Origin of the sequence: Moorella humiferrea (assembly GCF_039233145.1) — a bacterium.
GTDB lineage: Bacteria > Bacillota > DSM-521 > Neomoorellales > Neomoorellaceae > Neomoorella > Neomoorella humiferrea.
Genome location: NZ_CP136419.1, coordinates 1,439,677 through 1,466,274 on the forward strand (window position 1 = coordinate 1,439,677; position 26,598 = coordinate 1,466,274).

At 50.7% G+C, this 26,598-nt stretch carries 32 protein-coding genes and 2 riboswitches; of the genes, 10 read left to right on the forward strand and 22 right to left on the reverse strand.

What is annotated here, in order from left to right; genetic code table 11:
* Positions 1–15: 15 nt before the first annotated feature.
* Positions 16–2,175 carry an amylo-alpha-1,6-glucosidase gene (locus MHFGQ_RS07450; protein WP_106004717.1) on the reverse strand — a complete coding sequence of 720 codons (2,160 nt, stop codon included), beginning with the start codon at positions 2,173–2,175 and terminating at the stop codon, positions 16–18.
* Positions 2,176–2,527: 352 nt separating this feature from the next.
* On the opposite strand from MHFGQ_RS07450, the gene MHFGQ_RS07455 reads away from it, so the two are divergent.
* The 4 genes from MHFGQ_RS07455 to galU all read left to right on the forward strand — a co-directional run bounded on the left by MHFGQ_RS07455 (position 2,528) and on the right by galU (position 7,308).
* On the forward strand, positions 2,528–3,757 hold the full coding sequence (locus MHFGQ_RS07455; protein ID WP_106004718.1) for an IS110 family transposase: 1,230 nt from the start codon (positions 2,528–2,530) through the stop codon (positions 3,755–3,757).
* Positions 3,758–3,971: 214 nt separating this feature from the next.
* A riboswitch (cyclic di-AMP (ydaO/yuaA leader) is annotated at positions 3,972–4,122 on the forward strand.
* Positions 4,123–4,223: 101 nt separating this feature from the next.
* Positions 4,224–5,681, forward strand: coding sequence for an alpha,alpha-trehalose-phosphate synthase (UDP-forming) (locus MHFGQ_RS07460; RefSeq protein ID WP_106004719.1), 1,458 nt, complete (start codon positions 4,224–4,226; stop codon positions 5,679–5,681).
* The gene (gene otsB, locus MHFGQ_RS07465) at positions 5,656–6,405 is read left to right on the forward strand and encodes a trehalose-phosphatase (RefSeq protein ID WP_106004720.1); all 750 of its coding nucleotides are present in this window, start codon (positions 5,656–5,658) and stop codon (positions 6,403–6,405) included. The genes MHFGQ_RS07460 and otsB overlap by 26 nt, the downstream gene beginning before the upstream one ends.
* 24 nt (positions 6,406–6,429) lie before the next feature.
* Positions 6,430–7,308: a UTP--glucose-1-phosphate uridylyltransferase GalU gene (gene galU, locus MHFGQ_RS07470; RefSeq protein ID WP_106004721.1), complete on the forward strand. Its 879-nt coding sequence runs from the start codon at positions 6,430–6,432 to the stop codon at positions 7,306–7,308.
* On the opposite strand, the gene MHFGQ_RS07475 is transcribed toward galU, so the two are convergent.
* The 15 genes from MHFGQ_RS07475 to MHFGQ_RS07545 form a co-directional block, all read right to left on the reverse strand.
* Positions 7,305–8,264, reverse strand: coding sequence for an acyl-CoA dehydratase activase (locus MHFGQ_RS07475; RefSeq protein ID WP_106004722.1), 960 nt, complete (start codon positions 8,262–8,264; stop codon positions 7,305–7,307). The genes galU and MHFGQ_RS07475 overlap by 4 nt on opposite strands.
* Positions 8,265–8,268: 4 nt before the next feature.
* Positions 8,269–9,402, reverse strand: coding sequence for an acyl-CoA dehydratase activase-related protein (locus MHFGQ_RS07480; RefSeq protein WP_106004723.1), 1,134 nt, complete (start codon positions 9,400–9,402; stop codon positions 8,269–8,271).
* The gene (locus tag MHFGQ_RS07485) at positions 9,399–10,346 is read right to left on the reverse strand and encodes an acyl-CoA dehydratase activase-related protein (protein WP_338823192.1); all 948 of its coding nucleotides are present in this window, start codon (positions 10,344–10,346) and stop codon (positions 9,399–9,401) included. The genes MHFGQ_RS07480 and MHFGQ_RS07485 overlap by 4 nt, the downstream gene beginning before the upstream one ends.
* Positions 10,327–11,883 carry a spore germination protein gene (locus MHFGQ_RS07490; RefSeq protein ID WP_106004725.1) on the reverse strand — a complete coding sequence of 519 codons (1,557 nt, stop codon included), beginning with the start codon at positions 11,881–11,883 and terminating at the stop codon, positions 10,327–10,329. The genes MHFGQ_RS07485 and MHFGQ_RS07490 overlap by 20 nt, the downstream gene beginning before the upstream one ends.
* A gap of 17 nt (positions 11,884–11,900) precedes the next feature.
* On the reverse strand, positions 11,901–12,257 hold the full coding sequence (spoVAE, locus tag MHFGQ_RS07495) for a stage V sporulation protein AE (protein ID WP_106004726.1): 357 nt from the start codon (positions 12,255–12,257) through the stop codon (positions 11,901–11,903).
* 32 nt (positions 12,258–12,289) lie between these two features.
* Positions 12,290–13,306, reverse strand: a complete 1,017-nt coding sequence (gene spoVAD / locus MHFGQ_RS07500; protein ID WP_106004727.1) for a stage V sporulation protein AD — start codon at positions 13,304–13,306, stop codon at positions 12,290–12,292.
* Positions 13,307–13,318: 12 nt separating this feature from the next.
* Entirely contained in the window at positions 13,319–13,768 is a 450-nt protein-coding gene (spoVAC, locus tag MHFGQ_RS07505) for a stage V sporulation protein AC (protein WP_170066183.1), read from the reverse strand.
* 187 nt (positions 13,769–13,955) lie between these two features.
* A complete protein-coding gene (locus tag MHFGQ_RS07510; protein ID WP_106004729.1) occupies positions 13,956–14,633 on the reverse strand; it encodes a TorD/DmsD family molecular chaperone in 678 nt (225 codons plus the stop codon).
* Positions 14,634–14,661: 28 nt separating this feature from the next.
* Positions 14,662–15,609 carry a PucR family transcriptional regulator gene (locus MHFGQ_RS07515; RefSeq protein WP_170066173.1) on the reverse strand — a complete coding sequence of 316 codons (948 nt, stop codon included), beginning with the start codon at positions 15,607–15,609 and terminating at the stop codon, positions 14,662–14,664.
* A 261-nt stretch (positions 15,610–15,870) separates the two neighbouring features.
* Positions 15,871–16,158 carry a molybdopterin-dependent oxidoreductase gene (locus MHFGQ_RS07520; protein ID WP_106004730.1) on the reverse strand — a complete coding sequence of 96 codons (288 nt, stop codon included), beginning with the start codon at positions 16,156–16,158 and terminating at the stop codon, positions 15,871–15,873.
* A complete protein-coding gene (locus tag MHFGQ_RS07525; RefSeq protein ID WP_106004731.1) occupies positions 16,158–17,315 on the reverse strand; it encodes an NADH-quinone oxidoreductase subunit I in 1,158 nt (385 codons plus the stop codon). The genes MHFGQ_RS07520 and MHFGQ_RS07525 overlap by 1 nt, the downstream gene beginning before the upstream one ends.
* A gap of 94 nt (positions 17,316–17,409) precedes the next feature.
* Positions 17,410–18,246 (reverse strand): dimethyl sulfoxide reductase anchor subunit family protein, encoded by an 837-nt coding sequence (locus MHFGQ_RS07530; RefSeq protein WP_106004732.1) that lies wholly within the window; start codon positions 18,244–18,246, stop codon positions 17,410–17,412.
* Between the two features lie 21 nt (positions 18,247–18,267).
* The gene (locus MHFGQ_RS13965) at positions 18,268–18,411 is read right to left on the reverse strand and encodes a hypothetical protein (protein ID WP_245907783.1); all 144 of its coding nucleotides are present in this window, start codon (positions 18,409–18,411) and stop codon (positions 18,268–18,270) included.
* A gap of 73 nt (positions 18,412–18,484) precedes the next feature.
* A complete protein-coding gene (locus tag MHFGQ_RS07540; protein WP_211292847.1) occupies positions 18,485–19,633 on the reverse strand; it encodes a molybdopterin-dependent oxidoreductase in 1,149 nt (382 codons plus the stop codon).
* Positions 19,626–19,940, reverse strand: coding sequence for a twin-arginine translocation signal domain-containing protein (locus MHFGQ_RS07545; RefSeq protein WP_211292848.1), 315 nt, complete (start codon positions 19,938–19,940; stop codon positions 19,626–19,628). Before MHFGQ_RS07545 ends, MHFGQ_RS07540 begins: the two co-directional genes overlap by 8 nt.
* Positions 19,941–20,147: 207 nt before the next feature.
* Here MHFGQ_RS07545 and MHFGQ_RS07550 point away from each other — a divergent pair, with 207 nt between their 5' ends.
* The 3 genes from MHFGQ_RS07550 to MHFGQ_RS07560 are packed head-to-tail and all read left to right on the forward strand — an operon-like array spanning position 20,148 to position 21,190.
* Positions 20,148–20,324, forward strand: coding sequence for a spore coat associated protein CotJA (locus tag MHFGQ_RS07550; RefSeq protein WP_106004734.1), 177 nt, complete (start codon positions 20,148–20,150; stop codon positions 20,322–20,324).
* Between the two features lie 20 nt (positions 20,325–20,344).
* Positions 20,345–20,602 carry a spore coat protein CotJB gene (locus MHFGQ_RS07555; protein ID WP_106004735.1) on the forward strand — a complete coding sequence of 86 codons (258 nt, stop codon included), beginning with the start codon at positions 20,345–20,347 and terminating at the stop codon, positions 20,600–20,602.
* Positions 20,603–20,617: 15 nt separating this feature from the next.
* Positions 20,618–21,190 (forward strand): manganese catalase family protein, encoded by a 573-nt coding sequence (locus MHFGQ_RS07560; protein ID WP_106004736.1) that lies wholly within the window; start codon positions 20,618–20,620, stop codon positions 21,188–21,190.
* Positions 21,191–21,398: 208 nt separating this feature from the next.
* Here the strand turns inward: MHFGQ_RS07560 and MHFGQ_RS13970 are convergent, their stop codons facing one another.
* The 4 genes from MHFGQ_RS13970 to MHFGQ_RS07570 all read right to left on the reverse strand — a co-directional run bounded on the left by MHFGQ_RS13970 (position 21,399) and on the right by MHFGQ_RS07570 (position 23,258).
* Positions 21,399–21,626, reverse strand: coding sequence for an IS3 family transposase (locus MHFGQ_RS13970; RefSeq protein WP_146127120.1), 228 nt, complete (start codon positions 21,624–21,626; stop codon positions 21,399–21,401).
* A 171-nt stretch (positions 21,627–21,797) separates the two neighbouring features.
* Positions 21,798–22,205 (reverse strand): HEPN domain-containing protein, encoded by a 408-nt coding sequence (locus MHFGQ_RS07565; protein WP_106004738.1) that lies wholly within the window; start codon positions 22,203–22,205, stop codon positions 21,798–21,800.
* Complete coding sequence (locus MHFGQ_RS13975; RefSeq protein ID WP_422879828.1) at positions 22,202–22,597, reverse strand: nucleotidyltransferase domain-containing protein; 396 nt, start codon at positions 22,595–22,597, stop codon at positions 22,202–22,204. The genes MHFGQ_RS07565 and MHFGQ_RS13975 overlap by 4 nt, the downstream gene beginning before the upstream one ends.
* Before the next feature lie 433 nt (positions 22,598–23,030).
* Positions 23,031–23,258 (reverse strand): nucleotidyltransferase domain-containing protein, encoded by a 228-nt coding sequence (locus MHFGQ_RS07570; RefSeq protein ID WP_211292849.1) that lies wholly within the window; start codon positions 23,256–23,258, stop codon positions 23,031–23,033.
* Between the two features lie 408 nt (positions 23,259–23,666).
* Positions 23,667–23,731: riboswitch (Fluoride riboswitch) on the forward strand.
* Positions 23,732–23,796: 65 nt separating this feature from the next.
* Here MHFGQ_RS07570 and crcB (MHFGQ_RS07575) point away from each other — a divergent pair.
* Positions 23,797–24,216, forward strand: a complete 420-nt coding sequence (gene crcB, locus MHFGQ_RS07575) for a fluoride efflux transporter CrcB (protein WP_106004740.1) — start codon at positions 23,797–23,799, stop codon at positions 24,214–24,216.
* Positions 24,217–24,228: 12 nt separating this feature from the next.
* Complete coding sequence (crcB, locus tag MHFGQ_RS07580) at positions 24,229–24,615, forward strand: fluoride efflux transporter CrcB (RefSeq protein WP_106004741.1); 387 nt, start codon at positions 24,229–24,231, stop codon at positions 24,613–24,615.
* On the opposite strand, the gene MHFGQ_RS07585 is transcribed toward crcB (MHFGQ_RS07580), so the two are convergent.
* Complete coding sequence (locus MHFGQ_RS07585; RefSeq protein WP_106004742.1) at positions 24,604–24,927, reverse strand: DUF190 domain-containing protein; 324 nt, start codon at positions 24,925–24,927, stop codon at positions 24,604–24,606. The two genes, crcB (MHFGQ_RS07580) and MHFGQ_RS07585, sit on opposite strands and share 12 nt — an antisense overlap.
* Before the next feature lie 141 nt (positions 24,928–25,068).
* Between MHFGQ_RS07585 and MHFGQ_RS07590 the strand changes: the two genes are divergently transcribed.
* Positions 25,069–25,335 (forward strand): hypothetical protein, encoded by a 267-nt coding sequence (locus MHFGQ_RS07590; RefSeq protein WP_106004743.1) that lies wholly within the window; start codon positions 25,069–25,071, stop codon positions 25,333–25,335.
* 28 nt (positions 25,336–25,363) lie between these two features.
* Here MHFGQ_RS07590 and MHFGQ_RS07595 read toward each other — a convergent pair whose 3' ends face one another.
* Positions 25,364–26,500 carry a sensor histidine kinase gene (locus MHFGQ_RS07595; RefSeq protein ID WP_106004744.1) on the reverse strand — a complete coding sequence of 379 codons (1,137 nt, stop codon included), beginning with the start codon at positions 26,498–26,500 and terminating at the stop codon, positions 25,364–25,366.
* Positions 26,501–26,598 lie beyond the last annotated feature (98 nt).

The following is a 26,598-nucleotide window of genomic DNA, read 5'->3' on the forward strand; positions in this document are numbered from 1 at the left end:
AAAGGACAAAGTTGCTTATGCTTCAATAATTACCTTTATTTCCCCTTCTTTCTTTAAAACATTGGTAAAGACCTTGCCTTCCCCTTCCTCAAAGGCCAAATCCAACCTGCTCCCGGCAATGGCTAAATTTCTGAGAACTACCCTTTTAGTGCCCGGCAGAAGGATAGGCCGTGATATATAAAGGGTGTTTTCCCGTAAATCCAAGCCGAGTAAATGTTGCAAAAAGGTAAAGAGGCTTCCCACCGCCCAGGCCTGGGGATCACAGGCAACAGGGTAACGCACCGGTCCGCTCAACCCCCGACGGGTAAAACCGCAGAATAGTTCAGGCCAGCGGCGGTAATTGAAGAAGGAAGCGGCGGCAAACAGACCGTCGGCCAATCGTGCCAGCTCTTCCAGACATTGATAACGGCGCAGCCCGGCCGCGATAATGGCATTATCATGGGGCCAAACAGAACCGTTGTGATAGCTCATGGGGTTATATGCCTTTTCGTTTTTGCTCATGGTGCGAATACCCCAACCTGAGTAAAAGTCGTCGGAAAGAAGCCTCCTGGCCACTCTTCTGGCCCGTTCCGGCGCGAGGATGCCGGTAAAGAGGGCATGCCCGCCATTGGAAACCATAGTGGTAATGGGCCTTTTTTTACCATCGAGGGCAAAAATCAAATAACCTTCATCTTCGAGCCAAAAATCGCGGTTAAAACGTTCTTTCAATTTTTGGGCCCGAGTTTCCAGCTCCAAGGCCGCCCTTTTTTCCCCCAGTACCTTCAAAAGGAAGGACCCTTCACAGAGGGCGAGGTAGTAGTAAGCCTGCACCTCAACCAGGGCCAGGGGCCCTTCGGGAATGCGGCCATCTTTATCCACCACCCCGTCCCAGGAATCCTTCCAGCCTTGATTGGTTAAGCCTGCCGGCGATTCTCGCCAGTACTCCAGGTAACCGTCGCCGTCCAAATCACCGTAGCGCCAGCACCAATTAAGGCAGCCCTTTAAAGGAGCGGCCATTTCCCAGAGCATTTCGCCGTCCAAGGTCCACCTGTAGGTGTTGCCTAAAAGGATTACAAACCAAAGGGTGGCGTCTATAGAACCGTAGTAAGGGCTGTGGGGCACTTCCCGGCAGCGAGTCATCTCGCCGCGTCGCAGTTCGTGAAGGATTTTTCCCGGCCTTTCCTCTCGCCATTTGTCAATTCCCTTTCCTTGATACCGGGCCAGGAAATGCAGGGTGTTTTTAGCTATTTCCGGATTTAAGACCAGGGCCTGCCAGGAAGCGATGAGGGAATCCCGGCCAAAGGGTGCCGTATACCAGGGTATGCCGGCGGCAATAATCTTGCCTTCATCAGGAAACTCGATTTCCAAAGCCTTGAGGTCGGTGACCGCTATTTTAAACATATCGTTAATAAAATTGTTATCCGTCCAAATCTGAGTGCATTGCTTTTGCCAGCGGCGGTAAGATGCGGCCAGCTCAATGGATACCGCGGCAAAGCTTCCGTTGATTTGGCCGTCGAAAACACCGCGACCGTCGGGTTCTATTTTTAAGTAAAGATATATCTTTTTTTTAGGGGGGAGAACTATTTCATAGGTGCCCTCCCCACGGCCGGGCTGTCCTATAATGCTGCATGGCGCCGGTTCAAAGGTAATGCTGGTTGTACGGAAGACGTTATCCAACCCTTTGTAGTTAAGGATGAAACCGAAAGGATGAACCTCGGTCTTCTGCAGTTCCCCCCGGCGCGGGCGCCTACTACCCCGCACTTCGAAAATATCACGAAAATCGGCGGCAAAGGTGAAATGGAGTGTCAAGCTGACGGGAAAGGCGTTAAAATTAATAAGGCGCAGCCGCTGGTAAAGGGCACCTTTAATCAACCTTAAAAGGCGAAGGTGAATTGTCTGGGCGGGGACCAAGGTTCCATCTGCCAGGGTAAAAGGAGGATTGGTGAGCTCAATCTGGCTGAAGTGGCTGTCGCGTACCGTAGAAGAAAGATAAACGGCCCGCCATCCATTAACGGTAAATTCCATGAAATGGAGATAGCGCGTATCGTTATAGTACAGACCCAAACTGCCGCCTTCAGCGTCATTTAGGGAACCGTCCGGTAAAAAAACAAAAAACATGCTCCCTTCCTTTAAAACCTCGGTCCGCGGCTCCATAACACAAGGATTGTTTCGTAAATCTAAAGAAGTTTCCAGCATATCTCCCCCTCCTTGTATGATATGACCAACGGTTAAATTTCCAGTTGGTCATTTATTTTGTCATAAAAAGTGTTTGACCTTTGAGGTATCCTTTGGGACAATCACGGTAGAACCGTGGCGGGGCAGTTTTCTCCCTCCTGCACTTTCAAGTGCTTTTTGAGACTGCTCCCCGGGCCTGACGGCAACCGCTTACGCGCGGGTCGCACGCCCTTTAGAGGTTCTCCCTTCAGCAAGGAGCTACGCACCAGTCTCTTAAGGGTCGGTGCTCATCAGCAAGGTTGCTGTTACGTCAGGTTCCCAGGGATACCCCAATTTTGGTTTGCTATTTCCCCGGGAAAGGAGGTGTTTTGCTATGGGAAAAACTCTTTTTGTCGGTATCGATATAGGGTCCGACACCAATGTGGTGCGCATCCTCGACGATACCGGCGAAGATGTCTGCGGTTTTAGCGTTTCCAACGACCTTCCCGGAGCTGAAAGGCTTGTGGAAAGGATTGTTACTGAAGCTGAGCTCATTGATGCTGATAAGGTTAAGATTGGCATGGAAGCTACTAACCTGTATTGGTGGCACCTTTCCCAGGCCCTGCATGAGGCCCCTGAACTCTCGGCTTTTGATGCGGAAATAGCGGTGATTAACCCTAAGGTAATTGATGGTTTTAAGCGTATCTATCCGGATATGGCTAAGACCGATTCCTTGGATGCCCGGGTTATTGCTGATTGCTTGCGGTTTGGACGGGTACGTCCAACACCTCCTCCTGATATGACCTATGCTCCTTTGCAACGGCTTACCCGGTTTCGCTATCACCTGGTCAGTAACCTCACTCGTGAGAAGAATAGGGCCCTCAATCTGATATTCCTTAAGTTCTCTACCTACCAGAAGGAGTGCCCCTTCTCCGATTTGTTCGGGCAGGCCTCCCGGGCCGTCGTTGGCAACCTCACCCCTGATGAAATTGCTAATATGCCGGTGGAAGAACTGGTCGATATGATGCTTGAGCACGGTAATAACCGCTTGAAGGATGTCCCGGAGATGGCCAGAGTTATTAAACAGGCGGCCTGCAGTTCCTACCGTTTAAACCCTAAAATGCGGGATGCTGTTGATGTTACCCTGGCCATGTCCCTGGAAACCATCCGCTTCTTTGAAACCCAGCAGAAGAAAATCGACCAGGTCATTGCTAAAGAACTTAAAGCCATTCCCCAAACGTTAGATACTGTTCCTGGTATCGGGCCAGTTTACTCTGCCGGCATTGTAGCCGAAATTGGTGACATCTCCAGGTTTAAGAACCACAATGCCCTTGCTAAATTTGCGGGCCTGACCTGGCGGCAGCATCAGTCTAGCAAGTTTTCTGCCGAGGATATCCCCTTAACCAGGTCCGGTAATTATTACTTACGGTACTACCTCATTGAAGCGGCTAATTCCGTCCGGGTGCGGGAGCCGGAATACGCCGCGTTCTACCGCAAGAAATTTACCGAAGCCAGGCATCATCACCATAAACGTGCCTTGGTCTTGACTGCCCGCAAGCTCGTGCGCATGGTCTTCACGCTGCTGAGTGAGGGCCAAATTTACCGGCAAAGGAGGTTGGGTTAAACTTTCTTTAAAGTTTACTTTTAGTGTTTGTGCTGGCAATTATTGTCTCGGTTTGCCGGCTTGGTTTTTTATTGCCTTTTTTACATTTTGAGACATTAAAATTTCCAGTTCAGGGTCTTGACATTTTACCGCGGGTCTCTTTTGTTATATATTACCAATAGTGTAGAGGAATATTTGCATTTTGTTACCATTATGATATAATATAGTCTGTATATATCCCATCACGCTGAATTGCGGTAAAACAACCGTAAGCGGGGGAACCAGTTTTTCGGGGGTGAATCTTGCCGGCAGCGGCCGGCGAGTAGGGCGTATAAATTTTACGTCCGAACCCGTCAGCTAACTTCGTAAGCGTGGAGGGTATATATTGTTATTGAATTTCCCCGGTTCCCCCGGGGTTTAACTTTATTTTAAAGGAGTTGAGGGTATCTCGACAACGGCACAGGTCAAAAAAAGGAGGTATGCCAAAGTGGCTAAAAAACAAACAGCTAAAATCATCATGGTTTCCAACCGGGGAGCGTACAATCTTCAAGCCACTGAAAGCGGTATCCGTCCTGTACCGGCCATCAGCGGCCTCGTTTCGGCAGTTGAACCTCTTTTAAAAGAAAAGGGAGGCGTGTGGATAGCCTGGGGTGGACGTGAGGCTCCACGGAAAAACGCCACAGGCCTACGGTTACCAGTACCCCAGGACGATCCGCTGTATTCTTTTCAGGAAGTTCCTTTAACTGCCGAGGAAATAGAACTTTATTATAATGGTTTCAGCAACGGCGCCCTGTGGCCCCTGTGCCATTATTTTTTAGAAAAATGTAGCTATAAAGCAGCAGAATGGGAGACATATGTTAAGGTTAATAACAAATTTGCCGAAGCTGCTCTCTTGGAAACAACGGAGGGCGATGTTGTTTGGGTAAACGACTATCACCTGGCCCTCGTTCCTTCAATCATTCGTAACCGTCAACCCAAGGCAAAACAATTCTTTTTCTGGCACATCCCCTTCCCCCATCACGATCTTCTGTCTACCCTTCCTTGGGCGTCCCATATCCTGCGCGGTCTTTTGGGAACCGATGTGCTGGGTTTTCATTTACGGTCGTATGCCGACAACTTCCTTAATGCAGTCGCGTCCCTGCTGGACGCCGAAGTGGATTTTGAACATAATACCGTCTACTGGCAACAAAGGTGCATTTATGTAGGGGCCTGGCCTATGGGTATCGATTACCACAACTTCCGCCGCCGGGCCATGGATCCGGCAACTGTATCCAGGGCGATGGCCCTTCGCAGTCAATTCAATGTAGAACGCCTGGCTTTGAGCGTAGAAAGGCTGGATTATACCAAAGGTATAGTGGAAAAACTCCTCGCCTGGGAGCGTTTCCTGGACAAATCGCCCAAATGGCGTGGCCGGACCTCCCTGATTCAAATTGCGGTGCCCAGCCGTACCGCCGTACCGGCTTATCGATTACTAAAGGAAGAAGTCGAAGCCGTGGTACAGCGCATTAACCATCGCTTCGGCCAAGGAAGCTACCGTCCCGTACATTTTTTCTGGCAGGGGATACCTCGTCAGGAATTGGTATCCTATTACCTTGCCGCCGACGTCATGCTGGTCACCCCTCTGCGCGACGGCTTAAACCTGGTTGCCAAAGAGTATGTAGCTTCCAGACGTGACGGCAGCGGGGTTTTGGTGTTAAGCCGTTTCGCCGGTGCCGCCCAGGAATTGAAGGGTGCCGTCCTCGTCAACCCCTATGACCTCGACGGTATGGCCGCCCTCTTTACCAGGGCCTTAAATATGGATCGCGAAGAACAGGAAAAAAGGATGCGTCTAATGCAGGAAAGGGTACGCCGTTACGACATCCGCTGGTGGTTGGGCTGTTTCTATCAAGCCATGATGGCCGCCGAAAGGGAAATTTCCCATGTCTCCGAATCAACTGGCAGCTAAAATTCGCGCCGGCGGCGAAGTGCTTTTAATGTGCGATTACGACGGTACCCTTGTCCCCCTGGCCCCGCACCCCAGTTTAGCCCAACCCGGGCCCCATCTTTTAGATTTGCTGCGGCGCCTTGTTATGAGGCCCCATTTACATATGGCCGTAATCAGCGGCCGCAGCCTTGACGAATTGCGGGAACTCCTGCCCGTTGCAGGTCTTTATCTTGCCGGTCTGCACGGGGCGTACGTGTTAACCCCTGACAAACGGGTTGTAAGCCTTATTCCTTCAGGTAAAGAAAAAATCCCCTGGGCGGAAATTTTTAAACTGGCCCAAAAGTTAACGGCAGGCCTGCCGGGATTTTATCTAGAAAATAAAGGCGAGGCCGTAGCCATCCACTACCGGCTGGTCCCTCCCAAAACGGCGGCGTCGGTTTTACATGAGTTCCGGCGGTCCATGGAGCCATATCACATCTTCGGCATCGAATTCCTTGAAGGAAACAAAGTCCTCGAAGTGCGCCGTCGTGGTATCAATAAAGGCCTAGCGGTAACCTACTTTATCAAAAAATGGCCCAGGGCGCTGCCGGTTTATTTGGGTGACGACAAAACCGACGCCGACGCTTTTTCCGCCCTGCCCCCGAACGGCCTGGCAGTCCGCGTCGGCAACGTACTTACCACTGAAACTCCCTATTTTTTACCTTCGGCGAAAGAAGTCGTCGAACTTTTAGCCCACTTGGTTTAGCATTTTTTAGTGAGGTGGTAAGATGTGGCACTTATAAAGAAGGCAGTTATTCCCGCCGCAGGCTGGGGCACCCGCTTCTTACCGGCCACTAAAGCCCAGCCTAAAGAAATGCTCCCCATCGTCGATAAACCGGCCATTCAGTTTATTGTAGAGGAAGCCGTTGCTGCGGGAATGGAAGACATTCTAATTATAACCGGTAAAAACAAGCGGGCCATTGAAGATCACTTCGACCGTTCCCTGGAATTAGAAAACCTCCTGCGGGAAAAGGCTAAAGAAGAACTTTTGGCCCTGGTAGAAGGAGTGTCCGAGTTAGCGGACATCCACTATATCAGGCAAAAAGAACAGCTGGGTTTAGGCCACGCCGTTTACTGCGCCCGTAAATTTATCGGGGAGGACCCCTTCGCTGTTCTTTTGGGAGACGACATTATCGTCAATCGCCCTTCCTGTCTTGAACAAATGCTGGAAGTCTACCGGGAAGTCAAGGCCGCAATCATTGCCGTTCAGGAGGTACCCCGGGAAGAAGTCGATCGATACGGTATTATTGAACCGCTGGACATCAAAGGGCGCCTTATTGAAGTAAAGGATCTGGTAGAAAAACCGCGGCCAGAAGAGGCGCCTTCCAACCTGGCCGTCATCGGCCGCTACATCTTGATCCCAGAAATCTTCCCCCTTCTGGCCGAAGTCAAGCCTGGAGCCGGGGGTGAAATTCAGCTCACCGATGCCCTGCGCCTGCTGGCCCGGGAACGCCGGGTTTACGCCTACCGTTTCGAGGGCAAACGTTACGACATCGGCGATAAATTGGGCTTCCTTCAGGCTACGGTGGAATTCGCCCTGGCACGTCCTGACCTGGCGAAACCTTTCCGGGAGTATCTTACCGCCCTTCTTCAGCAGCGCACTTCCTAGACTGCTACGGCGTTACTCCATTTGCCGCACCTGTCGCCCCAGCGGGCTAGTAGGCGGCTCCCTTCGCGGAGTTCCACTACTTCGCAGTGATTGGCACAGCCCTGGCATTCAAAGCCACCGGTTTTAAATTCCATCTCCGTAAGATTAAAACCCCTGAAGGCGCTTTCTCTAAGACCCATATCCTTAGCCAGCAGGGCGGCGCCAAAGGCGCCCATGACGCCGTAATGTTCGGGGACTATAACTTCGGTGCCCAGGGCCCGGTTGAAGGCCCGGCGCATACCGGCATTGGCCGCTACCCCGCCCTGGAAAACGACGGGCGGCAAAATCTCTTTTCCTTTACCGACGTTGTTCAAGTAATTGCGTACCAAAGCCTCGCACAAACCGGCAATAATGTCTTCAATGGGATGGCCCTGTTGTTGTTTGTGGATCATATCAGATTCGGCAAAAACGGCACAGCGCCCGGCTATACGTACGGGGCTCCTGGCTTCCAGGGCACGACGGCCAAAATCTTCAATCGGAATCCCCAGGCGGGCCGCCTGCTGATCGAGGAAGGAGCCGGTACCGGCGGCGCAGACGGTATTCATGGCGAAATCGGTGACTATACCGTGGCGGAGAATGATAATCTTGGAATCCTGCCCGCCTATCTCAATTACCGTCTGCACCCCCGGCACGGCAAAATTGGCAGCGACGGCGTGGGCCGTAATTTCATTTTTCACCACATCGGCACCCACCATAACGGCCGCCAAGGATCTACCGCTTCCCGTAGTCCCTACACCCTTTACTTTAAGGTCCTTTCCTAAAGCCGTTAACAACTGACGCAGTCCTTCCTGAATGGCCTGGATGGGCTGACCCTTCGTACGCAGGTAAACGGTGTGGAGTACCTTCCCTTGTTCATCAAGGGCGACAACGTTGGTGCTGACCGAGCCTACATCTATTCCTAGGTAAACTGCCTTCATAACTTTAACTCCCCCTGCCGACTCCTAAGAAATACCCCCATGCCCCGGCACTTCTCCTTTCCTTGTCCCTCTTTTTCTTCCAATACAGCATATCTACAAAGGCTTCCAGGCGCGTCTGCAGGCCGGCTTCCCCGGTCTGCTCGTCCAAATACAGGGTCATTACGGGTACACCACCGGCTTCTTGAACAGCGGGCATGACGGAATGGGCTACTATTTCCGGCATACAGGTAAGGGGTGCGAGCTGAATGACGCCGTCACAACCATGCCTGGCGAAGGTTACCGCATCCCCCACCGATTCCCAACCGTGACCCCCGACAAAATGATTTAAAAAAGGCGGAGCCGTCTTCGCCGGGTCGTGGCTGGGTAGGGGCAGGAGCCCTTTAAAAAGATTGTCGTTAATCCAGCGGCTGATAAAAAGTCCCCTTACCACTTCGACACCCAGTGTTCCCAGGCGCTTCTCGATATTTAGATTGACCAGGGGTTCGAGGACGGTGTAAATCTCGCCGACGATGCCTATCTTTAAAACCGTCCGTCCTGTATGGAGGGGTAATGTAGCCATTTCCCTCTCTGCCTGTCTAACTATTCTTTTAATCTCCCTGCGGCTTGCGGCGGCAGCCAGTTCCCGTAAAGCCCGCTGAAAGACGGCATCAACCCGGCCCGGCTGGGCTTCCCTCGGCCTTAGATGTTGTACCCTCTGTTCCAGGTAATCTAAAGCGCAGGCCTTCTGCCAGGCCAGCATCACCCCTCGCAACCCTTCCTGCCAGGGACGACGATTTAAGTATTTAACTTTCTCTAAGACCTCAGAAAAATGAACATCAGGAGGTTCAAAGACCACCATCTCGTATTCACAGCCGATATCCCGTAGAATTTCCCGCTGTACCTGGGCGTAATAACCAATACGGCAGGGCCCGACCCCGCCGGCCATAACGATGGTATCGGCGCCCAGCTCCTTGGCTTCGAGGAAATTCCCCAGATTGACTTTCAAGGGTAGACAGGCCGATTCCGGGGCATGGCGCACGCCGAGTTCCAGGGTACGGCGGGTACAGGGGGGTGGTACCACCACCTCTAAACCTATACCTTCAAGGGCGGTTTTTAAAACCACCCACAGATGACCCATATGGGGAAAAGTAACCTTCATGCCGTTCGCCTCCGGTAGAGCATATCCATGAAGGCCTCTATCCTTGTGTTTAGACCCGCTTCACCGGTATGTTCATCCAGGGTCAACAGTAAAAAGGGCTTCCCCCGGCGACGGGCATAACGCTCCGCCAGATCCCCTACCAAAGAGTCGGGGCCGCAGCCAAAGGCTGTTAAATGAATTATACCGTCGATATCGTCTCTATCCATGAAATGTAGAGCTGCACCCATAATTTTTTGCCCCAGCGTCCAGTACAAACGTTTAGACAACTGCCGGCAGGCTTCTTCTACCTCACCTTCTGTCAAATGTTCAGGAAATACGACCTTACCGCCCATGCGGGCCACCTTTTCGGGAACATCCATACCGAGATAGCGGTCATAGAGGAGATATCCGTGGCCGATAATCCCCACCGTTAATTTCTGCCTGGCGGTATTTTCTTTTAAACCGTCAGGAGTAAAGATTTGTTCCCTGTACCGGGCTTTTGCTGCAGCCACCGCCTCTACGACACGATTTGCGCCCATGCCCAAGGCCTTGGCCATCCCTTTTATGGCAGACTGCAATCCCTCTTCCCGTCGACGGGCAAGATCTACGGTTGTATCTATAATAGGCGGACAGGGTTTCAAGGCCGCCCGCAGCATATCCGGCAGACCCATGAGCTTGGGACAGATATAGCTTTTGTCTTCCACACTTACCAGGCGTGGAACAAAAAGGGCATCAACGCGCGGAGCCAACCAGGCGGCATGGCCGTAATAAACCTTTACCGGCAGACAGGCTTCGGCCACTGCCAATTCCACACCCAAATCCATAATCTCCCGGCAGGTGGCAGGGGATACCACTATTTCGACCCCCAAGTGGTGAAAAAATGTTTCCCACCAGGAACCGTAGTAATAGTAAAATAGGGCGCGCGGCACACCCAGACGCCATTTTTTATTTTTTAGTCCCATCATTTTCCTCCCCTTCCCTTCGCCAGATGTCTTCCTCTCGTATCATGGGCTTGCGGGCCGGCTCGGGATAGGGCTGTCGGTCCACATCCAGGGGATGAAGGACCCGGGGACGCACCTTTTGCAGGGGTACCGGCGGTCGGATTAAGATGTCCTTTAAGGCGCTGCCGTTAAAAGGCAGCAAAGGCCATAAATAAGGCAAACCGAAGGATTTGGTGGTGGCCAGCAACAAAAAGGTTCCCAGGGTGACGGCCACCAGGCCGGGCAGACGAAACAGCCCGACACCGATTAACAGGGCAATTCTAACCAAGGTATTGGCCATTCCCAGTTCATAACTCGGCGTGGAAAAAATGCCCACGGCAGCAATGGCCATATAAAGGATTACCTCCGGGTTAAAAAAGCCCACCGCCACGGCAATATCGCCGATCAATACGGCGGCAATTAATCCCAGAGCCGTAGCCAAAGCCGTAGGAGTATGGATGGCAGCCAAACGCATGAGATCGATGCCCAGTTCGGCAAAAAGGAATTGCCAGAATAAAGGAATGGCGCCTAAACTTTTAGGCCCGATCCATGACAGGCCCGGCGGCAACAATCCCGGCTGCAGGGAAAGCAACAGCCAAATAGGGGGTAAAAATACGGAAATGAGAACCCCCAAAAAGCGTACAATCCGCAAAAAGGTGCCGATTAAAGGCGCCTGGCGGAATTCTTCCGCGTGCTGGAGGTGATGGAAAAGGGTGGCCGGGAGAATCATAACGCTGGGCGATGTATCTACTAAAACTAATACATGGCCTTCAAAAAGGTGGGCGGCGGCCACATCCGGGCGTTCTGTATAACGCACGCGGGGGAAGGGGTTCCAGTAACTCCCCGAACCGATAAACTCCTCCAACGACTTTTCTGCCATGGGCAGGCCGTCCATTTTAATGGCTTTGATTTTCTCTTTAATAATGTCCACCAGACCGGGATTGGCAATGTCCTTAATGTAAACTACAGCCACATCGGTTTTGGAGCGACTGCCTACCTGAAGCAGTTCCATCCTTAATTTCGGATCACGCACCCGGCGCCTAAGGAGATTGGCATTAAACAAAATGGTTTCAACAAAGTTATCCCTGGAACCGCGTACCACCCTTTCGAGATCCGATTCTTCCGGCATCCGGGCGGGGTATTTGCGTACGTCAATGGAGATCACCTTCTTAAACCCATCGACAATTAAGGCGATTTCGCCACTGACGATCTTGTCAACCGCTTTATGGAGATCGTCGACATCCTCGACCTGAATGTAACTTACATACCTGTTATATAACTGCAAAAAGGCGTCGGGGGTCAAATCTTCCTCTTTTAGATCGGCAAGGGCGGTAAGGATATAGGTCATAACTTCGTCCTTTACCAAACCGTTGATATAAAAAAGGGTGGCCCTTCTCCCCGCCAGGGTTATATCACGCCGGATCACATCAAAGCTTTGCCCTACTCCCAGTTCCTCCATTATCCATTTGACGTTGACGTCTAGGTTATTATCGACTTTTACAATATCACCTAAAATGGTCATTTTTACCTTTCTTCCCTTCAACCTTTGGGATTAAAAAGGGTGGCCATACAAAAACCGAAGACAACCGCCGCAGCTATACCGGCGGCACCGGCGGTAACGCCTCCGGTGAAGGCACCTAAAAAACCTTTAGCTTGAACTGCCTCAAGGGTTCCCTGGGCCAGGGTATGCCCAAAACCACTAATCGGAATGGTAGCCCCGGCACCGCCGATTTTCACCAGCGGCCCATAAAGACCCACGGCGCTTAAAAGTGCGCCCCCCGTCACAAAACCCACCAAAATATGTGCGGGAGTCACATTATATGGCGTCAATTCCATAATGAGCTGCCCTACCAGGCATATTAGCCCCCCTATAAGGAAGGCCATTATGATGCTCATATATTTTCCTCCATTCCGCTTTGTAAATTTGCCTACAGCTTTTCTATCACCACGCCATGACCGATGCCGGGAATGGATTCCCCCTGCTGGGTTGCCGTCGGACTTAACAGGGCCCCGGTGCCTACCCCCAGGATGCGCTTATAGCGGCCTTCATTAAGTTTACCCATTAAATGGCCGGCAAAAACTACCGCCGAACAGGCACAGCCGCTGCCTCCGGCATGGGTGTCCTGGCGTTCGTGATCGTAAATCAAAATGCCGCAGTCGTTGTAATTCTTAGAGACATCGTACCTTTGCTCGCCCAGGAGCTTGGTGGCGATCTCATGGCCGACCCGGCCCAGGTCGCCGGTAATAATCAGATCGTAATCCGCAGGACCGCGGCCGGTGTCCTGGAAATGACGGACGATGGTGTCGACAGCCGCCGGAGCCATGGCCGATCCCATATCATTGGGATCTTTAATACCCACATCAACTACCCGGCCGATGGTGGCATGGGTGATCCGGGGACCATTGCCGGCCGGAGCCATTAAAACGGCCCCAGCGCCGGTAACCGTCCACTGGGATGTGGGCGGACGCTGCACGCCCTGCTCGGTGGGAAAACGGTACTGGCGCTCTGCTGTATCATAATGGCTGCTGCTGGCGGCCACAACATGGTGGGCAAAGCCTCCGTCAATGAGCATGGCGGCCAAGGCCATCCCTTCATACATGGTGGAACAGGCGCCATAAAGTCCTAGAAAGGGTATTCCCAGGTTTCGGGCGGCATAATTGGCGGAAATGGTCTGGTTTAAAAGGTCACCGGCTAAAAGAAAATCAATATCCTGGGGTTTTAACTGGGCCTTGGCAATAACCATTTTCACGGCTTCTTCCAGCATTTTCCGCTCGGCTTTTTCCCAAGTTTCTTCACCGAAATAAGTATCATCTATAACCATATCAAAGGTATTGCCCAGGGGGCCCTCCCCTTCTTTAGGACCAACAATGGAGGCCGTAGCCACAATCACCGGCGGGTTGGCAAACTGGATGGTATGCTGACCTACCCTTTTGGGTGCCTGCAAATATCTTCACCCCTACTTCACGAAATAGGCAATGAGACCTATTAATACGGAAACTATAAAGCCGTAAACCAGTACCGGCCCGGCGATGTTAAACATCCGCGCCGCCACCCCGAAGACAAAGCCTTCCCTCTTAAATTCCATGGCCGGAGCCACAATAGAGTTGGCAAACCCGGTTATGGGAATAATGGAGCCGGCGCCGGCGATCTTACCGATTTCATCATACAACCCTAAACCCGTCAAAAAGGCTCCCAAAAACACCATTACGATTACCGTTGCCGAAGCGGCGTCCCGGGTCGACATGCCCGCGGAAGTAAAGATAATGGTAATGAGCTGGGCCAGGGCGGAAATAGTTCCTCCTACCCAAAAGGCGTTTATGGCGTTAATTATCACCCGCGGTTTGGGCTTTACGCTGCTGGCCAGGCGCTGATAGGCCTGCTGGTCGTAGGTCTGCTTTTGTTGCATAACCTGTTCCGCTAGGGTCAACGGCTTCTTGGGCGGCCCCGGCTGTTTGGTACTGTCGGCCATTACCTTCACCTCTATTTTTATCCCTCGGCTTATATTATCGACCGCGGAGAACCCCCTTTATACGTAAAAAAAGACAGATGGTTATTCATACCATCTGCCGGTATTGGTTGTGCTATATTTATGTCTAGTTGTCGTTTTCTTCGATTACAACTTCCAGCTCCACGCCGTCGGCTTCCAGCCATCCTCGGGTAAATACGGCAAGGCCCCGGAAGAATGCGGTACGGGCGGCCCTCTGGATATCACCGCACAGGGCCGGTACCCACTGCTGCAGATGTTCCTTTAGAAAACGCCGTTGCCCCTGCAAAAATTCAGCGAACCCTTCGCCGGCTGCGGCCTTTGCCGCCGCTTCTCGGTTAAGATAGGCCATAAATTCCATTTCTAGGCCTATATGATCTTCAGGTTCTCTATTTTTGTTCTTGCTCTCCAGACCGAAGGAACGATAAAATTCCCTTACCGCCATCGTTTCTTCCCCAAAAAGGAGATGCTCCTTAGAACGGTAAACCGATTCCCACGGGGGGGCTTCCAAGTGGCCGGGGCCAACAAAAAGTCGGTGGTAATCTTCCCGCAGCTCATCTTGATAGGCTTTAAGGTCGCCGGACCGGGAAGCAATTTCAACCTGCATTTCCCGACACCCTTCTATGATGTCCTGGTTCTGGCTACCCGCGGCCACTTCTTCCAAAAAAGGTTCTCCACTCAGGGCGGATAAAAGTTCTATGACCGGCCCTTCTTGATATATCCTGGCAAAAAATCGATAAACAAGTTCTCGTCCCTGAAGCCATTCCAGCAGTAATTCCTTTTTCATAGTTTCTCCTTTCTGCAAAAGTGGTTTTTTATTTTTCAAGCATAATCTTAACCTGGAAGGCCGTATATAAATTTACCAGAACATCAATACGCCGTAAATCCTGACCCAGTATCTCTTCGATCTTTTTCAAACGGTAGCGCAAGGTGTTGACATGAATGTACATGCTATTAGCCGCCCGCTGATAGTCACCGGAGGAATATAAATATGCTGCCAGTGTTTCCATTAAATTGGTGTTGTGTTCGTCGTCGTATTTTTGAATCGCCCCCAAGGTTTCCTCGTAATAGTCCATTAATTCCTGTTCCCCATTGTTAAAAATCAAACGCAGGGCCCCCAATTCGTCATAAAAGGTCAAAGTCCCCCGTCGGCGTAAAAGGCGGGTGATCTCCAGGGCCACCTTGGCTTCCTGATAGGCACGGTAGAGATCGGCCACATTTTCATAAAAACGCCCCACCCCGGCGCAAAAAGTCCTTCCCTCAAGATGGGAGGAGGTCGTTTTCTGCAGGAAGTCAACTAAGCCGGCGACCTGACCTTTACTAACTCCCTTTTCACCAGAAGCTACGGGGACTAAAAGAATTAACTGGTCGCTGCGGTCGGCAAGAATGGCCCGCGATACCCTCTGTTTTAAATGATGTTGTACAACCTGACGCCATCGTTCCCAGAGGGCTTCGTCTTCGGGCCCTCTTTCTTCCAGGTCCAGGGATAGCACTACCACTAAATGGGGCCGGGTTAAATCCCATCCCCAGAGGCGTCCCCGGTTAACCATGGCTTCCCTATTCGGTAGATTGTTGTATAATATATCGTAGATGAACTCGTTGCGATAACGCCTCTCCGTTTCCCTGGCGATAACCATCCGCGACAGTTCGATCATTGCCGCCAGGGAAGCAGCTTTCAGCGGCTCCCGGTATAAGTGCCAGTCGGCATCAACTCCCAAAAGGAAAATATAACCGTACGGGACGGTTTCTCCTACGGTCACCATGAGAAAGGGTATTTCCCGGCTTTCTTCTCGGAAAGAGCCGCTGTAAAAAATGTCTTCTACCGGTTTTTCCGGAAGTTGTACAATGAAATAATCTCCAATTGCCGGCGTATTATGGTCAGGTATATTGCCGACCAGGATGCGTAAGGTCAGGTCACAGAGGATGGCCGGACGGCCACAGGTTTCTGATCTCCCGCAGCAGCCAGTTCCATAAATTTACACCATTTTTGTGGTTCCATACAATTTTCACCGTTTATTTTTGTATTATTCTACAAGCATTTTGCCGGCAATTAATTCATATGCTTCATCCCAGGATATACGCCGCCAGTTGCCCGAACCACGGGGCACCTGACGCAAAGGATAAATTACCCGTTCAGGATGATAAAATAAGTCGAGATAACGATAACCAAAGCGGCAGAGGTGTCCCCGGCTGTAGCCGTGGGCGGGATCGCCATATAGCCCTGTGATTCTCCTATCCTCTACTAGGGATACCAGCCCACAAGTATTGTAGCAATTGCGGGGGCATATATGCCGGCAAAATTTGGACGCCATCAACCGCCCTCCTTCCCAGCTCCACGGCCCGGAAGCTGACGGTTTAAAGCGCAGCGCAGGCATTCCTCGGCCCAAAGGTTGGCTCGGAAGGTCTCCCCGCATTTGTTGCACCTGTGTTTTGTTGCCGTGGCCAGGATGCAGCACCCTTCTGTAGCTACCATCTCCAGGGAGAGGTTTTCTCCCCAGGTCAGACTGTGGTGGGGGCAAACCGCCTGGCAAAGGCCGCAGTGGGTGCAGCGGGCAGGGTAAAACTTAAGTTCTCCTTCAATTAGCTGCAAGGCTCCTGCTGGGCACAGACGGCTGCAAATATTACACAAATAGCAGGGGCCGGTTATCTCCAGGGAAGCCAGTTCAAGACAGGCGTTTGCGCTATAGCCGCCGGTGGGTCTCGCTTCCATCACGGCCCTCTGCAAGATGGCGGTCCTCGAAACGTTGACTAACTGAGCGGATGGAGAACTTGCCAGCTCAACCTTTACTCCCTGAAGCTTGAGCCCACGCACCAGGGAGCGAAAAAATTCGCGCCGCCCCATGGCCGCCGTACCATAAGCATAACCCGTGCCCTTACCTGGAGTCTTTCGGTTAGAGGAAAGTGTTGCAAAGGTAGAACCTTTATAAAGGCGCTGTTCTGACAGTCCCATAGAGGCAATGGTTTTTTTGGCCCAGTTAAAGGAAGCCAAAAAAACCTCTTCGCCTTTAGGTCCCCAGGGACACGCGGCGCACCTATCCGTATGATAGGAAAAGGCCACCTGCCCCTTCACGGCCAGGGCGACCATAACTTCCGGGGCAACGGCTCCCAAACATGACGCCGCGATCCACTCATCACGTTTCTGCTCTTCCGCTTGACGGCTGCAGGTAAAACAGGCCTGCCCGGTGGCGGCAATACTTTCCTGGCCCCGGGCCAAATAAAAGGAATGGGTACGTTCTGGATCGGCCAGGGCGCCCGTAGGACAGGCTACGGCACAAAGACCGCAGCGCTGACATTCCCTTATTTCCGGGTAACCCTTTGCCAGCTCAATTCCCCCAACCGGGCACACATCCCGGCAGTAATTACATGTTGCCCACGGCGATTTTCCCCTGATGCAGGCATCACTTTTTAGCCGTACCTGCCCCAGCCCTGCCAGGGAATTGGCGATGGACTCTAGATCCAGTTTCCCCACCCCCGTTTCCTAATGTGGTAAAGAGACGGGCCGTTAAAGCCCGTCTCTATATTTCTCATTAAATATTATCCACTTTTTCGTATTAAGGATCAAGCTATAACTGGCCCACCATGATGCTGACGCCGGTGGCATAGAAGAGGTAGCGGCCGGCCAGTTCGGCCAGGACGAGGAGGGCCAGGGCCCCGTACACCCATTGGCCCGCCGCCGCGCCCTTTTCGCCCCCTTTCAGGGCGTAGACGCCGAAGAAAATGCCCCCTATGACCGCCAGGGCCTGGCTCAAAATCAGCACCGGTGCCGCTCCCGTCAGCTGCCGGGCCGTCTCCTGGGCGGCTACCGGCCCCGCCCCTAGATATGCCAGGTACGGCGGCAGGCTCACCAGCTGCAGGGCTATACCGATAATCGCCAGCATCGCCGCCTGTTTGAACCGTCCTTCCTCCCCCGCCCGGTGGGTCAGCACCGCATAGAGTACCGCCCCCAGCACCAGGGCCGTGCTGTAAAAGGCGATGTGGGTGTAGGCCGTCGTCCATGCCGGCAGAATGGTGTGGACGTAGATGTTGGCCATGCTTACTACCGCCACCACCCCGCAAAGGCTCGCCAGCCACCCGGTCGTCGCCTTTATCCCGTCACTTGCCTGGCTCCGCGTCTCGAGTACGTAGTTTAGCGCCCATAGTACGAAAAACCAGGCGGCAAAGAAGATTTCCCGGCTCAGCCAGGAACTTTTGAGGTTTAGTATCGCCCGCGGCGCCCCCAGGGGACTGCCCAGGTGGCCCAGGGAGATGAGCATGCTGGCCGCCATGAGGATGCCTACCCACGGCAGCACTGCTTTAAGCCCGGTTCTGTCTTTGGCGTTTAAGGCCTGGGCCACGACCATCAACCCTACGCTCGCCTGCGCCAGCAGGGTGAATAGCACCAGTGCCCATTCTTTTCCCATTTCGTTTTCCTCCTTTTGCCTCTATTTCCCCACGGCCGCCGTCCGGTGGGGGGTTATTAATAGCGAAGGTTTGGTGATGTTGGGGTCGGGTATCCCTTTTATCTGCCGGGTGCCGCCGTATTTTTTCTCGAGCTCTTCTATCGGGCCGTAGTCCAGCACCCGCATGGGGCAGGCGGCAACACATGCCGGCGCTTCTCCCTTCGCCAGTAAATCCCGGCAAAAGTCGCATTTGCCTACCTTACCCGTCTTGGGGTTGTACTGGGGCGCGCCGTAGGGGCAGATATTTCTCCCTTAAGGGGTCCTGGGGTCCCTCCCACGCCGGAATGTATTTCGGAATGGCCGGAATTTCCTTGGGTTTGTTCATGGCCCACAGTTGGGTTGAAAAAATCTCGATTTTCCCCGATGGAGTTTTGAAGGGGTTATTTACCGGGTCTTTTATCTGTTTTTCATAGGCCACAACTGGTTCTTTAGGGGCAACTTTGTAAATCCCCTTACGACGAAACTCTTCAAAGGTCGGGAAATTGGGGTCCTTCTGCCTGGCTACTTCCACGGCTTCCCGCAGCCAGTCCTGCTCGCTCTTCCCTTCGGTGTAACGATCGCCAAAGCCTAAGCGCCTGGCCAATTCGCTGCAGACTTCATAGATGCTGCGGCACTCATACATGGGCTCAACAACTTTTTGATGGTAAATGGCATAACCGATGCCTGAAGAAAAGGTAACAATATCCTCCCGTTCAAAATGAGTTACATCAGGTAAAAGAATATCGGCAAATTTAGCGCTCGGCGTCATAAAGACATCATGAACTAAAATAAACTCGCATTTTTTCTCATCCGCCAGGATTTTGGCAGTTTTATTTATATCTGCATGTTGATTTAACAACGTATTGCCACCGTAGTTCCAAATCATTTTTATATCCGTCGATAACTTATCTACTCCCTTGACGCCGTCGGCGGCAGTCAACTCATGCCAGCGTTCTACGGCTTCCGGCCACATAAAGCAGGGAATGGAGGCTTTTACCGGATTCTGCCCGGCCGGCATCCAGCCTACAGTTACCCCGTGACCGCCGTTACGCAAACCGGGGCCCCCACCTTTAATGCCTATATTTCCAGTCATTGCGGCCAAAACCGGAAGTCCGCGTACGGGCTGCTCGCCGTAGGCGTGGCGCTGCCATCCCAACCCTTGAAGGAGGCAACAGGGTTTTATGCCGGCAATCTGACGGGCGAGTTTTATAATAGTATCTTTGGGAACGCCGGTAATGGCTTCCGCCCATTCCGGTGTTTTGGGAGTCTTATCTTCACCCAATCCTAAAACATAGCTTTTATAAGAATTGCCGGGTGGAATGCCGGGAGGCATGTGTTCTTCATCAAAGCCCAAGCAATATTTATCCACGTCCCCTTAGGCAGGCACGTACTTGAGGAAATTCAGGGCTGTCGCTCCCTTCCTGATCCGGAGAAAACCAGATCACCACACCGTCTTTAACATGGGCATACAAAGGGCAGCGGCCGCCGCAGTTATGAACGCAACTGGTAGGAATGATTTTTTCGTCAGCCGCTTTGCTAGCTTCACCGGCTGCCACCGCCTCTCTTCCTAAAGGCAGGGATGTGAGGGCGGCAGCGCCCCCGGCTACCGCTGCACCCAAGGCTAAAAACTTACGCCTGGAAATGGGTTTAAGCCATAATTTGGCGTTTTCGCTCATCTTTCGTTCCCTCCTTTACAATATGCACGCGCATTCACGAATTTCGACACACAGGTTTTGCTCTCCTTTGTTTTTAAGCCTAAATATAAGTCTCCGTAATTATATAAAAGCACAAAAAGAAAGGTGTAAAATGGAACCTTTTTGGTAACCAATACTTTGCATTCCATCATAAGATAAAAATAACCATTAATAGGAAGGGGTTTTGTTATGTCCACCAATCAAGATAAAGAGGTTCTCGAGAAACAATCATTCTCTTACCAGTTAGCCCGGGCATATATACCCTGGCAGCGTTATACCAATCGTTGGGATCCATTAGAAGGACTTACCAAAGGAACGATTTTCCCGGAACTCTATATGCCCTATCAACCGTATAGAACACCTTAAAAAATAATGGGGGGAAAACGATGGACATCCAGCGCATCAATCTTTTAAAGAAAATCATGGCTTTAGAGTTCACTTGCATAGACTTTAATCTTTATCTCGATACCCACCCGGAGGATTACCGGGCTTTAGCCGATTATAATGCCGCCTGCGAAGAACTGCTTGCCGCCAAAAAACAGTATGAAAGTCTATATGGTCCGTTGACAAACTTCGGTAGCTCGCCCAGCCCCAAGGCCTGGCGTTGGATCGAAGAACCCTGGCCGTGGGAGAGAACTTTCTAGACGGAGGGATAATAAATGTGGATATATGAAAAAAAATTGGAATACCCAGTCCGCGTCAGTCGCCCCAACCCGCGACTGGCCAAGGTTATAATTACCCAGTATGGCGGGCCGGATGGGGAATTGGCCGCTTCTTTGCGCTACCTCACCCAGCGCTATACCATGCCCATACCCCAGGCCAAAGCAGTTTTGACGGACATCGGCACGGAAGAGCTGGCCCACATGGAGATCGTCGCCGCCCTGGTCTATAACCTGATCAAAGACGCGCCCCTTGAAGAAATAAAAAGAGCCGGCCTGGACGGCTATTATGCCGATCACGACCGCGCCCTCTATTTCGTCAACGCCGAGGGAGCTCCCTGGACGGCCGCCTACATCCAGTCCAAAGGCGACCCGGTTACCGACCTCTATGAGAATATGGCCGCCGAGCAGAAGGCCCGTTCTACCTACGAATACCTGATCCAGCTCTCCGACGACCCGGATGTCAGCGATACCTTGAAGTTCTTGCGCGAAAGGGAAGTTGTCCATTTCCAGCGCTTCGGCGAAACATTAAATCTGGTCCATGAGTATCTGGAGCGGAAAAAGTATTACTAAGCGGGGTACCCCGTTTTATCCTGTCTTCAGGAAGGAGCGCACCGGCACCGGCCGTAGCGTGACGCTCCTTCATTTAATTTTACTTTGGTCCCCATAGAAAAAATGTCGCTAGAAGCCATTTCTCCGGCGTCATATTTGATTTTGAGCGTGTAAAATTTAAGTATGAGAAAAAGGGGTCGAAGAAGAAAAAACCTCACCGGTTGTCCTTCTAGGACAACCGCCCATACACAAAATCCCAGGGAAGGTGAGGTCTCATGTTAAAAATTCGCGACGTTGTAGAAATAATTCTACTAGTCATAATATGACGACGGTAAAAGTTGGCCGGTGACAGGTAGTGTAAATTGGAGTACAACCGGCGGTTGTTGTAACGGCTAACGAATTCTATGACTGCCTGATATGTTTCCGCATAGGTCTGAACTCGCCCATCGACAAGCATTCATCCTCAAGAAGCCAATGGTGCGATTCGATATATGCGTTCATATTAGGTGTCTTGGGCGATATTGTCTCGTGTAGAACATCACATTGCTCACATTCCAATTCAAACAGATGGCTTACAAACTGGGGGCCATTATCCGAACGGATGATGGTAATGATAAATCTGGATAAATTAACCAAGACTACGTATCTCTTTAACCACCAGAATTTCAATCTGATCGACAAGAGATTTTACTTCATCAAACCAGGGAGCAACAATATCGGCTTCAAATTTAACCAGGTCGGCATAATCAGCTTTCTGGCGGGCATCGAACAGCCTGTTATATAATGTTCCGGCCGATGGGTTAACCAAACCAGGTTTTACGATCATCTGGTGGAAAAGCGAACGGATACCTGAATGTTTGGCTGACGAGTAACCCTTGGCAAGGAGAATGGCAGAAACGGCGTAGAAACAGGCATAATATAACCGGTTAACGGAAGTACGTATATGGCCTTCTGAAAAAAGCAATTCCGCCTCAGTTATAGCTTCTTTAGCGCGTTCCATCCTGTATAGGAATAACTGCTTAATTTCTTCTTTCACAGAACTATCCCCTCACGTCTTACATTCTGGGTGAAAGGCATGGCCTGGTATAGAGGGGAATTCCACTCCTGTTCGCTAAAAACCGCTATAGATAAAGCTGCTCCTGTCTCTAACTCCAACGGGTAAAGTTTCTCGCGGATCACCTCTTCCAGGTGCCAATTAGCAGGTCCTTTCGTTAGGATTAGTATATCATAGTCCGAATCTGGTTCGGCATCACCACGAGCTCTGGAGCCATACAGGATTACTGTTGCATCGGGAACAACTTCGCGAATAAGATCACGGCAGCGTTCTAATAAGCGTTGTCCCTCATCGCTTGGGTAGTGGCGAATAACTCGGGAGCTTGTCGGGTTGCTCTTGTTCTCAACGACCACGTCAGTAATCACCCCTGCCACTATTATACACTATGACTACAACTGCATACCAGTATTTTCAAATTCGTCATGTCGTTAAATTATTTTTCATTCCAGCCCGGCCACCAGGGCGTCATCTATCCCTTTTCCTCTTTCGATCTAGCTCTCCATATAGCGTCCCTGACCGTTATACCCAGTTTCTTTAATTCTGCCACCAGCATTCTTTTACCCCTGGCCACTTCTTTGTTGGTTTTCTGGTCCCTGTCATAAGCGATAATTACTTTTTTTACCCAAGTTCCAGTACTTCTGGGCCCACCGGTTTCCAGGAGGTGGCGCCCTGATGGGGAGATGCCCGCTATAACCTGAACTATAGCCGCATTTTCGTAACGTTCCCGGTTATCGCCCCACTCTGCCAGCTACCAGCTTCCCTACCGCCTCCGGCAGGTGGGGGCTATTTTACGTTTACCAAAAATACTCACAGAGGTATCCCCTCTTCCTGGATGGACTTATAGAATAATGTTTCCCGGAAAAGTGGACCTGAATAACGAGCCGCTGACATGATTATTGGTGAGATTACCACGTCATACTTTAAATTAATTTCTACTGCCGCGTCGATTACTATTTCCCTCGTTGGCTTATCCTCGTTTTCTACAACGACAAGTATATCAATATCCGACTCGGGTGTAGCAGTACCCCGGGCCACCGAACCAAACAGGCGAGTTGCTAGAATTTTTCCCCCAACTGTTGCTTCAAAAGTTCACAAAAATCTTTGATAGCCTTATCGTTCCTACCGGATATAGTCTTTTTCATGGTCACCATCCTCTTTTCGGCTTCTTTAAACTTCGCCCGCCGGTAGATAATGTCCTGCCTATACCCTGCCTAACCGGTATACTACTGATAACATATTTTTCCATCATATATGTTATAGTATCATAAGGTATCGCAGAAGGCAATCATCCTGGTTTTGCATTTCCTTCCAAAGGGCATTACCCTACGTTCTGTAATATATGGCCAGACTTTGGACGGAATCTTCTCCTGGAAAGCAAGGCCAAGCACATTTGGATTTTTTACCTCTTGTCGTATCCCTTCATCTATAGTATTATGTAATATATAACGTCTAGGCGATGGAGTTCGCCTTTAAATCTGCGTTATCGCAGTGATGACTCCTACCCCGAAGGGTATCTTTATGCCTGAGAGGTAGGATTTTTTGTGGTTTTGCTAATCTGGGGGAGGAGTTTAAGTTGGTCTACATATATATCGGGATTTTCGGTTTTCTGGGAGCCATAGCCAGGTTTGAGCTTGGTCGCTTTATTACCGCTTTTTGGCCTTCAACTTTTCCTTTAGGAACATTAATTATAAACATCGTAGGATGTTTTGCCATGGGTTTAATCCTTACCTACAGCTTGGAACGTTTGACCTTAAGTCCTGAATTAAGATTGGGTTTAACTACAGGCTTTATAGGCGCCTTTACGACCTTTTCCACCTTTAGCGTAGAGACGATAAACCTTTTGTTCGGGGGCCTAATAACTTCTGCCATAATGTATATGCTGGTATCTACTATTGGGGGATTAATAGCGGTGAGGGCAGGAACAGTCCTGGCTAGAATGCCAATTTTACTGGTATTTAAGGGACAGGAAACTGAGTTGGAAAATAACAGGTAGGCGAAAATCGAAATGCACTATCTATATATAGGGCTGGGCGGATTTTTAGGTGCAATAGTTCGTTTTACTTTAGGCCAGGCATTATCAAAAAGAAGCAAGGGTACCTTCCCTACCGGCACCCTGATAATTAACCTGACCGGAGCTTTCTTGTTGGGATTATTTTTAGGCACACCGGCATTTGCCCATATATTTGGCAACGGCTTATTGCTGGCGATAACCACAGGTTTTTTAGGTGCCTACACGACTTTTTCTACTTTTTCATATGAGGTCGTCCGTTTGGCAGAAGACGGGGAAATTGTAAATGCATTGACTTATTTAACAGGCACACTCATTTTGGGGCTCCTCTTCGCCCTGGCCGGGCATGCTCTAAGTGGAATGCTAATGCAATTAACCCGGTAAAATCATCTCTACATCAGACACCGTTATCAACCCCTGGGATACCATGGCCTGTACCTGCGGTAAGACCGAAGCAATCTTTTCAGGAGTATCAACTGCCTCGACGATTACAGGTAAATCGTAAGAAAGATCTAAAATTCGAGCGGCATATATGCTATTTCGCTTACCGTAGCCTTCAATGCCCCGGCTAACAGTCACCCCTATCAAACCGGCTTCTTTTAATTTTAATACCAGGGCATGATAAAGGGCCTTGCCCTGCCACTTAACACCTTCGCCAACGTATATTGTCAAACGTTTAGCCGGTATGCTTTTCATTATAAATAAAATGTCCCTCCTCGTTTCTATCTTAGTCTAACCATAATATTTTTAATAGTAATTGTCAATTTCTTTCACCTTGACAGGCCATTTTAAAAACGCGTCATTCTAGGAGATCTCCTGGCCGGGGAAAGGAAACGAATGGCGGAGTTTCTGAAGGAACAAGCCGAAACCTTACGCCAGAAGGCCAGGAAACACCTGCAAGGGATTGTCCGTAAACACGTCGCAGCAATGGGCAACGCTATTAATGAAAATGCAATTCGCGAAACCATTGCCCGGGCCATACCCGACTTTTTTGAGCCAGAGCTTATTGAAATGGCCCGTGTTTTTGACCAGCGAGTTACGACGTCTAATATTGCAAGCTTTTTTAAGATGCTTTACAAAACGGTGTTGCAAAAAATCCATTAGCTTTTATCTTAGACTGTGCTTTAAAGGTCTATTGCTGTCGTAAGGGAATTATAATGCTAATATGGGTTCCCTTACCCGGGGCAGTATCGACTACCATTTCACCGTTTAACAGCTGAACCCTTTCCCGCATGCTGACAAGTCCGTATCCCCTGCCGTCTTTTCTGTCCTGAACGGAGCTTAGATCAAATCCCCGGCCGTTATCGCTTATTGAGACCATCACTTTATCCGGTTGTATTTCCATTTTGACCTTGGCGTTTGTCGCCTGGGCGTGTTTCTTAATGTTGTTAATAGCCTCTTGGATGATGCGGAATAAGGCTATCTCCACCGTGCTTTCTAAACGCCGCTCTTTTCCAAAAAAGATAAATTCGATTTCCAACCCGTACTTTTCATTATAAATGGTGAAAAATCGCTTCAATGCAGGCACCAGTCCCAGATCGTCGAGAACCATAGGCCTGAGATCGAAAATAATCTTGCGGACATCCTGGAGGCTAATTGCAACCATATTCTGAAGGTCTGCAAGTTCCTGCCTTACCTTTGCCGGGTCTTTATCCAAAAGTTTCAAGCAGTACTCGGCCCGCATGGCCAAGTTGGCCATGGACTGGGCCGGGCCGTCGTGGATTTCCCGGGCCACGCGCTTACGCTCTTCTTCCTGGGCCCGGATGATGTTGTAGGCCATTTGCTGCGTTTCCTGCAGTTCATCTATTTTTAAACTCAAATCATGGAGTCCGTCATTCAAATAGGCGAGGACCACCCCCACCTGAGAGATGAGTTTTTCGGCCCGCTCCAAGGTCGTCCGCAGACGGCGCAGGCTTATTTCCAAATGGTTGCGTCGATATTGGAGTACCTTTTCCTTTTCCCTGAGCTTAATTAGTTCAATCTGGAGATTATAGGCTCTATCATAGGCGGCTTTGATGTCCTGTTCTGTATAGCGGTTAAATTCCCTGCTGACCTCGGCCAAACGCAGACGCGCCTTTTTTTCCGCCACTTCCAGTTTGTCTACCTCGGCCATTACCGCCTCCAGCTCGTTTCTGACCGCCGCCAGCTCTCTACCGACGGCATCGGCTTCTAACCTGGTATTTTCCGCAATCTCATAAATCTGGGCCTGGCTGCGCTCAATGGCCACGATTGTTTCCTTAATAATCAAGTCCAGGGTACTGAGGTCCACTCAGAATCCACCTCAAGGAGATATTTTCGTCCATATTTTAACATCTATATTACCATAAAAGTGGAACCTCAGAATATTTATTTTTAATTGCCGTCTCT

Excerpts from the sequence above, each read along its gene's own strand:
- MHFGQ_RS07530 (WP_106004732.1), bottom strand. The coding sequence starts at position 18,246 with ATGGGAAAAGAATGGGCACTGGTGCTATTCACCCTGCTGGCGCAGGCG.
- MHFGQ_RS07555 (WP_106004735.1), top strand. The coding sequence starts at position 20,345 with ATGGACATCCAGCGCATCAATCTTTTAAAGAAAATCATGGCTTTAGAG.
- MHFGQ_RS13970 (WP_146127120.1), bottom strand. The coding sequence starts at position 21,626 with ATGCTTGTCGATGGGCGAGTTCAGACCTATGCGGAAACATATCAGGCA.
- MHFGQ_RS07490 (WP_106004725.1), bottom strand. The coding sequence starts at position 11,883 with ATGACCATTTTAGGTGATATTGTAAAAGTCGATAATAACCTAGACGTC.
- MHFGQ_RS07485 (WP_338823192.1), bottom strand. The coding sequence starts at position 10,346 with ATGATGGGACTAAAAAATAAAAAATGGCGTCTGGGTGTGCCGCGCGCC.
- MHFGQ_RS07550 (WP_106004734.1), top strand. The coding sequence starts at position 20,148 with ATGTCCACCAATCAAGATAAAGAGGTTCTCGAGAAACAATCATTCTCT.
- otsB (WP_106004720.1), top strand. The coding sequence starts at position 5,656 with ATGTCTCCGAATCAACTGGCAGCTAAAATTCGCGCCGGCGGCGAAGTG.
- MHFGQ_RS13965 (WP_245907783.1), bottom strand. The coding sequence starts at position 18,411 with ATGCGGGTGCTGGACTACGGCCCGATAGAAGAGCTCGAGAAAAAATAC.
- spoVAE (WP_106004726.1), bottom strand. The coding sequence starts at position 12,257 with ATGAGCATCATAATGGCCTTCCTTATAGGGGGGCTAATATGCCTGGTA.
- crcB (WP_106004741.1), top strand. The coding sequence starts at position 24,229 with ATGCACTATCTATATATAGGGCTGGGCGGATTTTTAGGTGCAATAGTT.
- MHFGQ_RS07560 (WP_106004736.1), top strand. The coding sequence starts at position 20,618 with ATGTGGATATATGAAAAAAAATTGGAATACCCAGTCCGCGTCAGTCGC.
- MHFGQ_RS07515 (WP_170066173.1), bottom strand. The coding sequence starts at position 15,609 with ATGGTGACCGTAGGAGAAACCGTCCCGTACGGTTATATTTTCCTTTTG.
- MHFGQ_RS07590 (WP_106004743.1), top strand. The coding sequence starts at position 25,069 with ATGGCGGAGTTTCTGAAGGAACAAGCCGAAACCTTACGCCAGAAGGCC.
- MHFGQ_RS07455 (WP_106004718.1), top strand. The coding sequence starts at position 2,528 with ATGGGAAAAACTCTTTTTGTCGGTATCGATATAGGGTCCGACACCAAT.
- spoVAC (WP_170066183.1), bottom strand. The coding sequence starts at position 13,768 with ATGCAACAAAAGCAGACCTACGACCAGCAGGCCTATCAGCGCCTGGCC.
- MHFGQ_RS07480 (WP_106004723.1), bottom strand. The coding sequence starts at position 9,402 with ATGAAGGTTACTTTTCCCCATATGGGTCATCTGTGGGTGGTTTTAAAA.
- MHFGQ_RS07450 (WP_106004717.1), bottom strand. The coding sequence starts at position 2,175 with ATGCTGGAAACTTCTTTAGATTTACGAAACAATCCTTGTGTTATGGAG.
- MHFGQ_RS07510 (WP_106004729.1), bottom strand. The coding sequence starts at position 14,633 with ATGAAAAAGGAATTACTGCTGGAATGGCTTCAGGGACGAGAACTTGTT.
- MHFGQ_RS07475 (WP_106004722.1), bottom strand. The coding sequence starts at position 8,264 with ATGAAGGCAGTTTACCTAGGAATAGATGTAGGCTCGGTCAGCACCAAC.
- MHFGQ_RS07520 (WP_106004730.1), bottom strand. The coding sequence starts at position 16,158 with ATGGCGTCCAAATTTTGCCGGCATATATGCCCCCGCAATTGCTACAAT.
- MHFGQ_RS07545 (WP_211292848.1), bottom strand. The coding sequence starts at position 19,940 with ATGAGCGAAAACGCCAAATTATGGCTTAAACCCATTTCCAGGCGTAAG.
- MHFGQ_RS07585 (WP_106004742.1), bottom strand. The coding sequence starts at position 24,927 with ATGAAAAGCATACCGGCTAAACGTTTGACAATATACGTTGGCGAAGGT.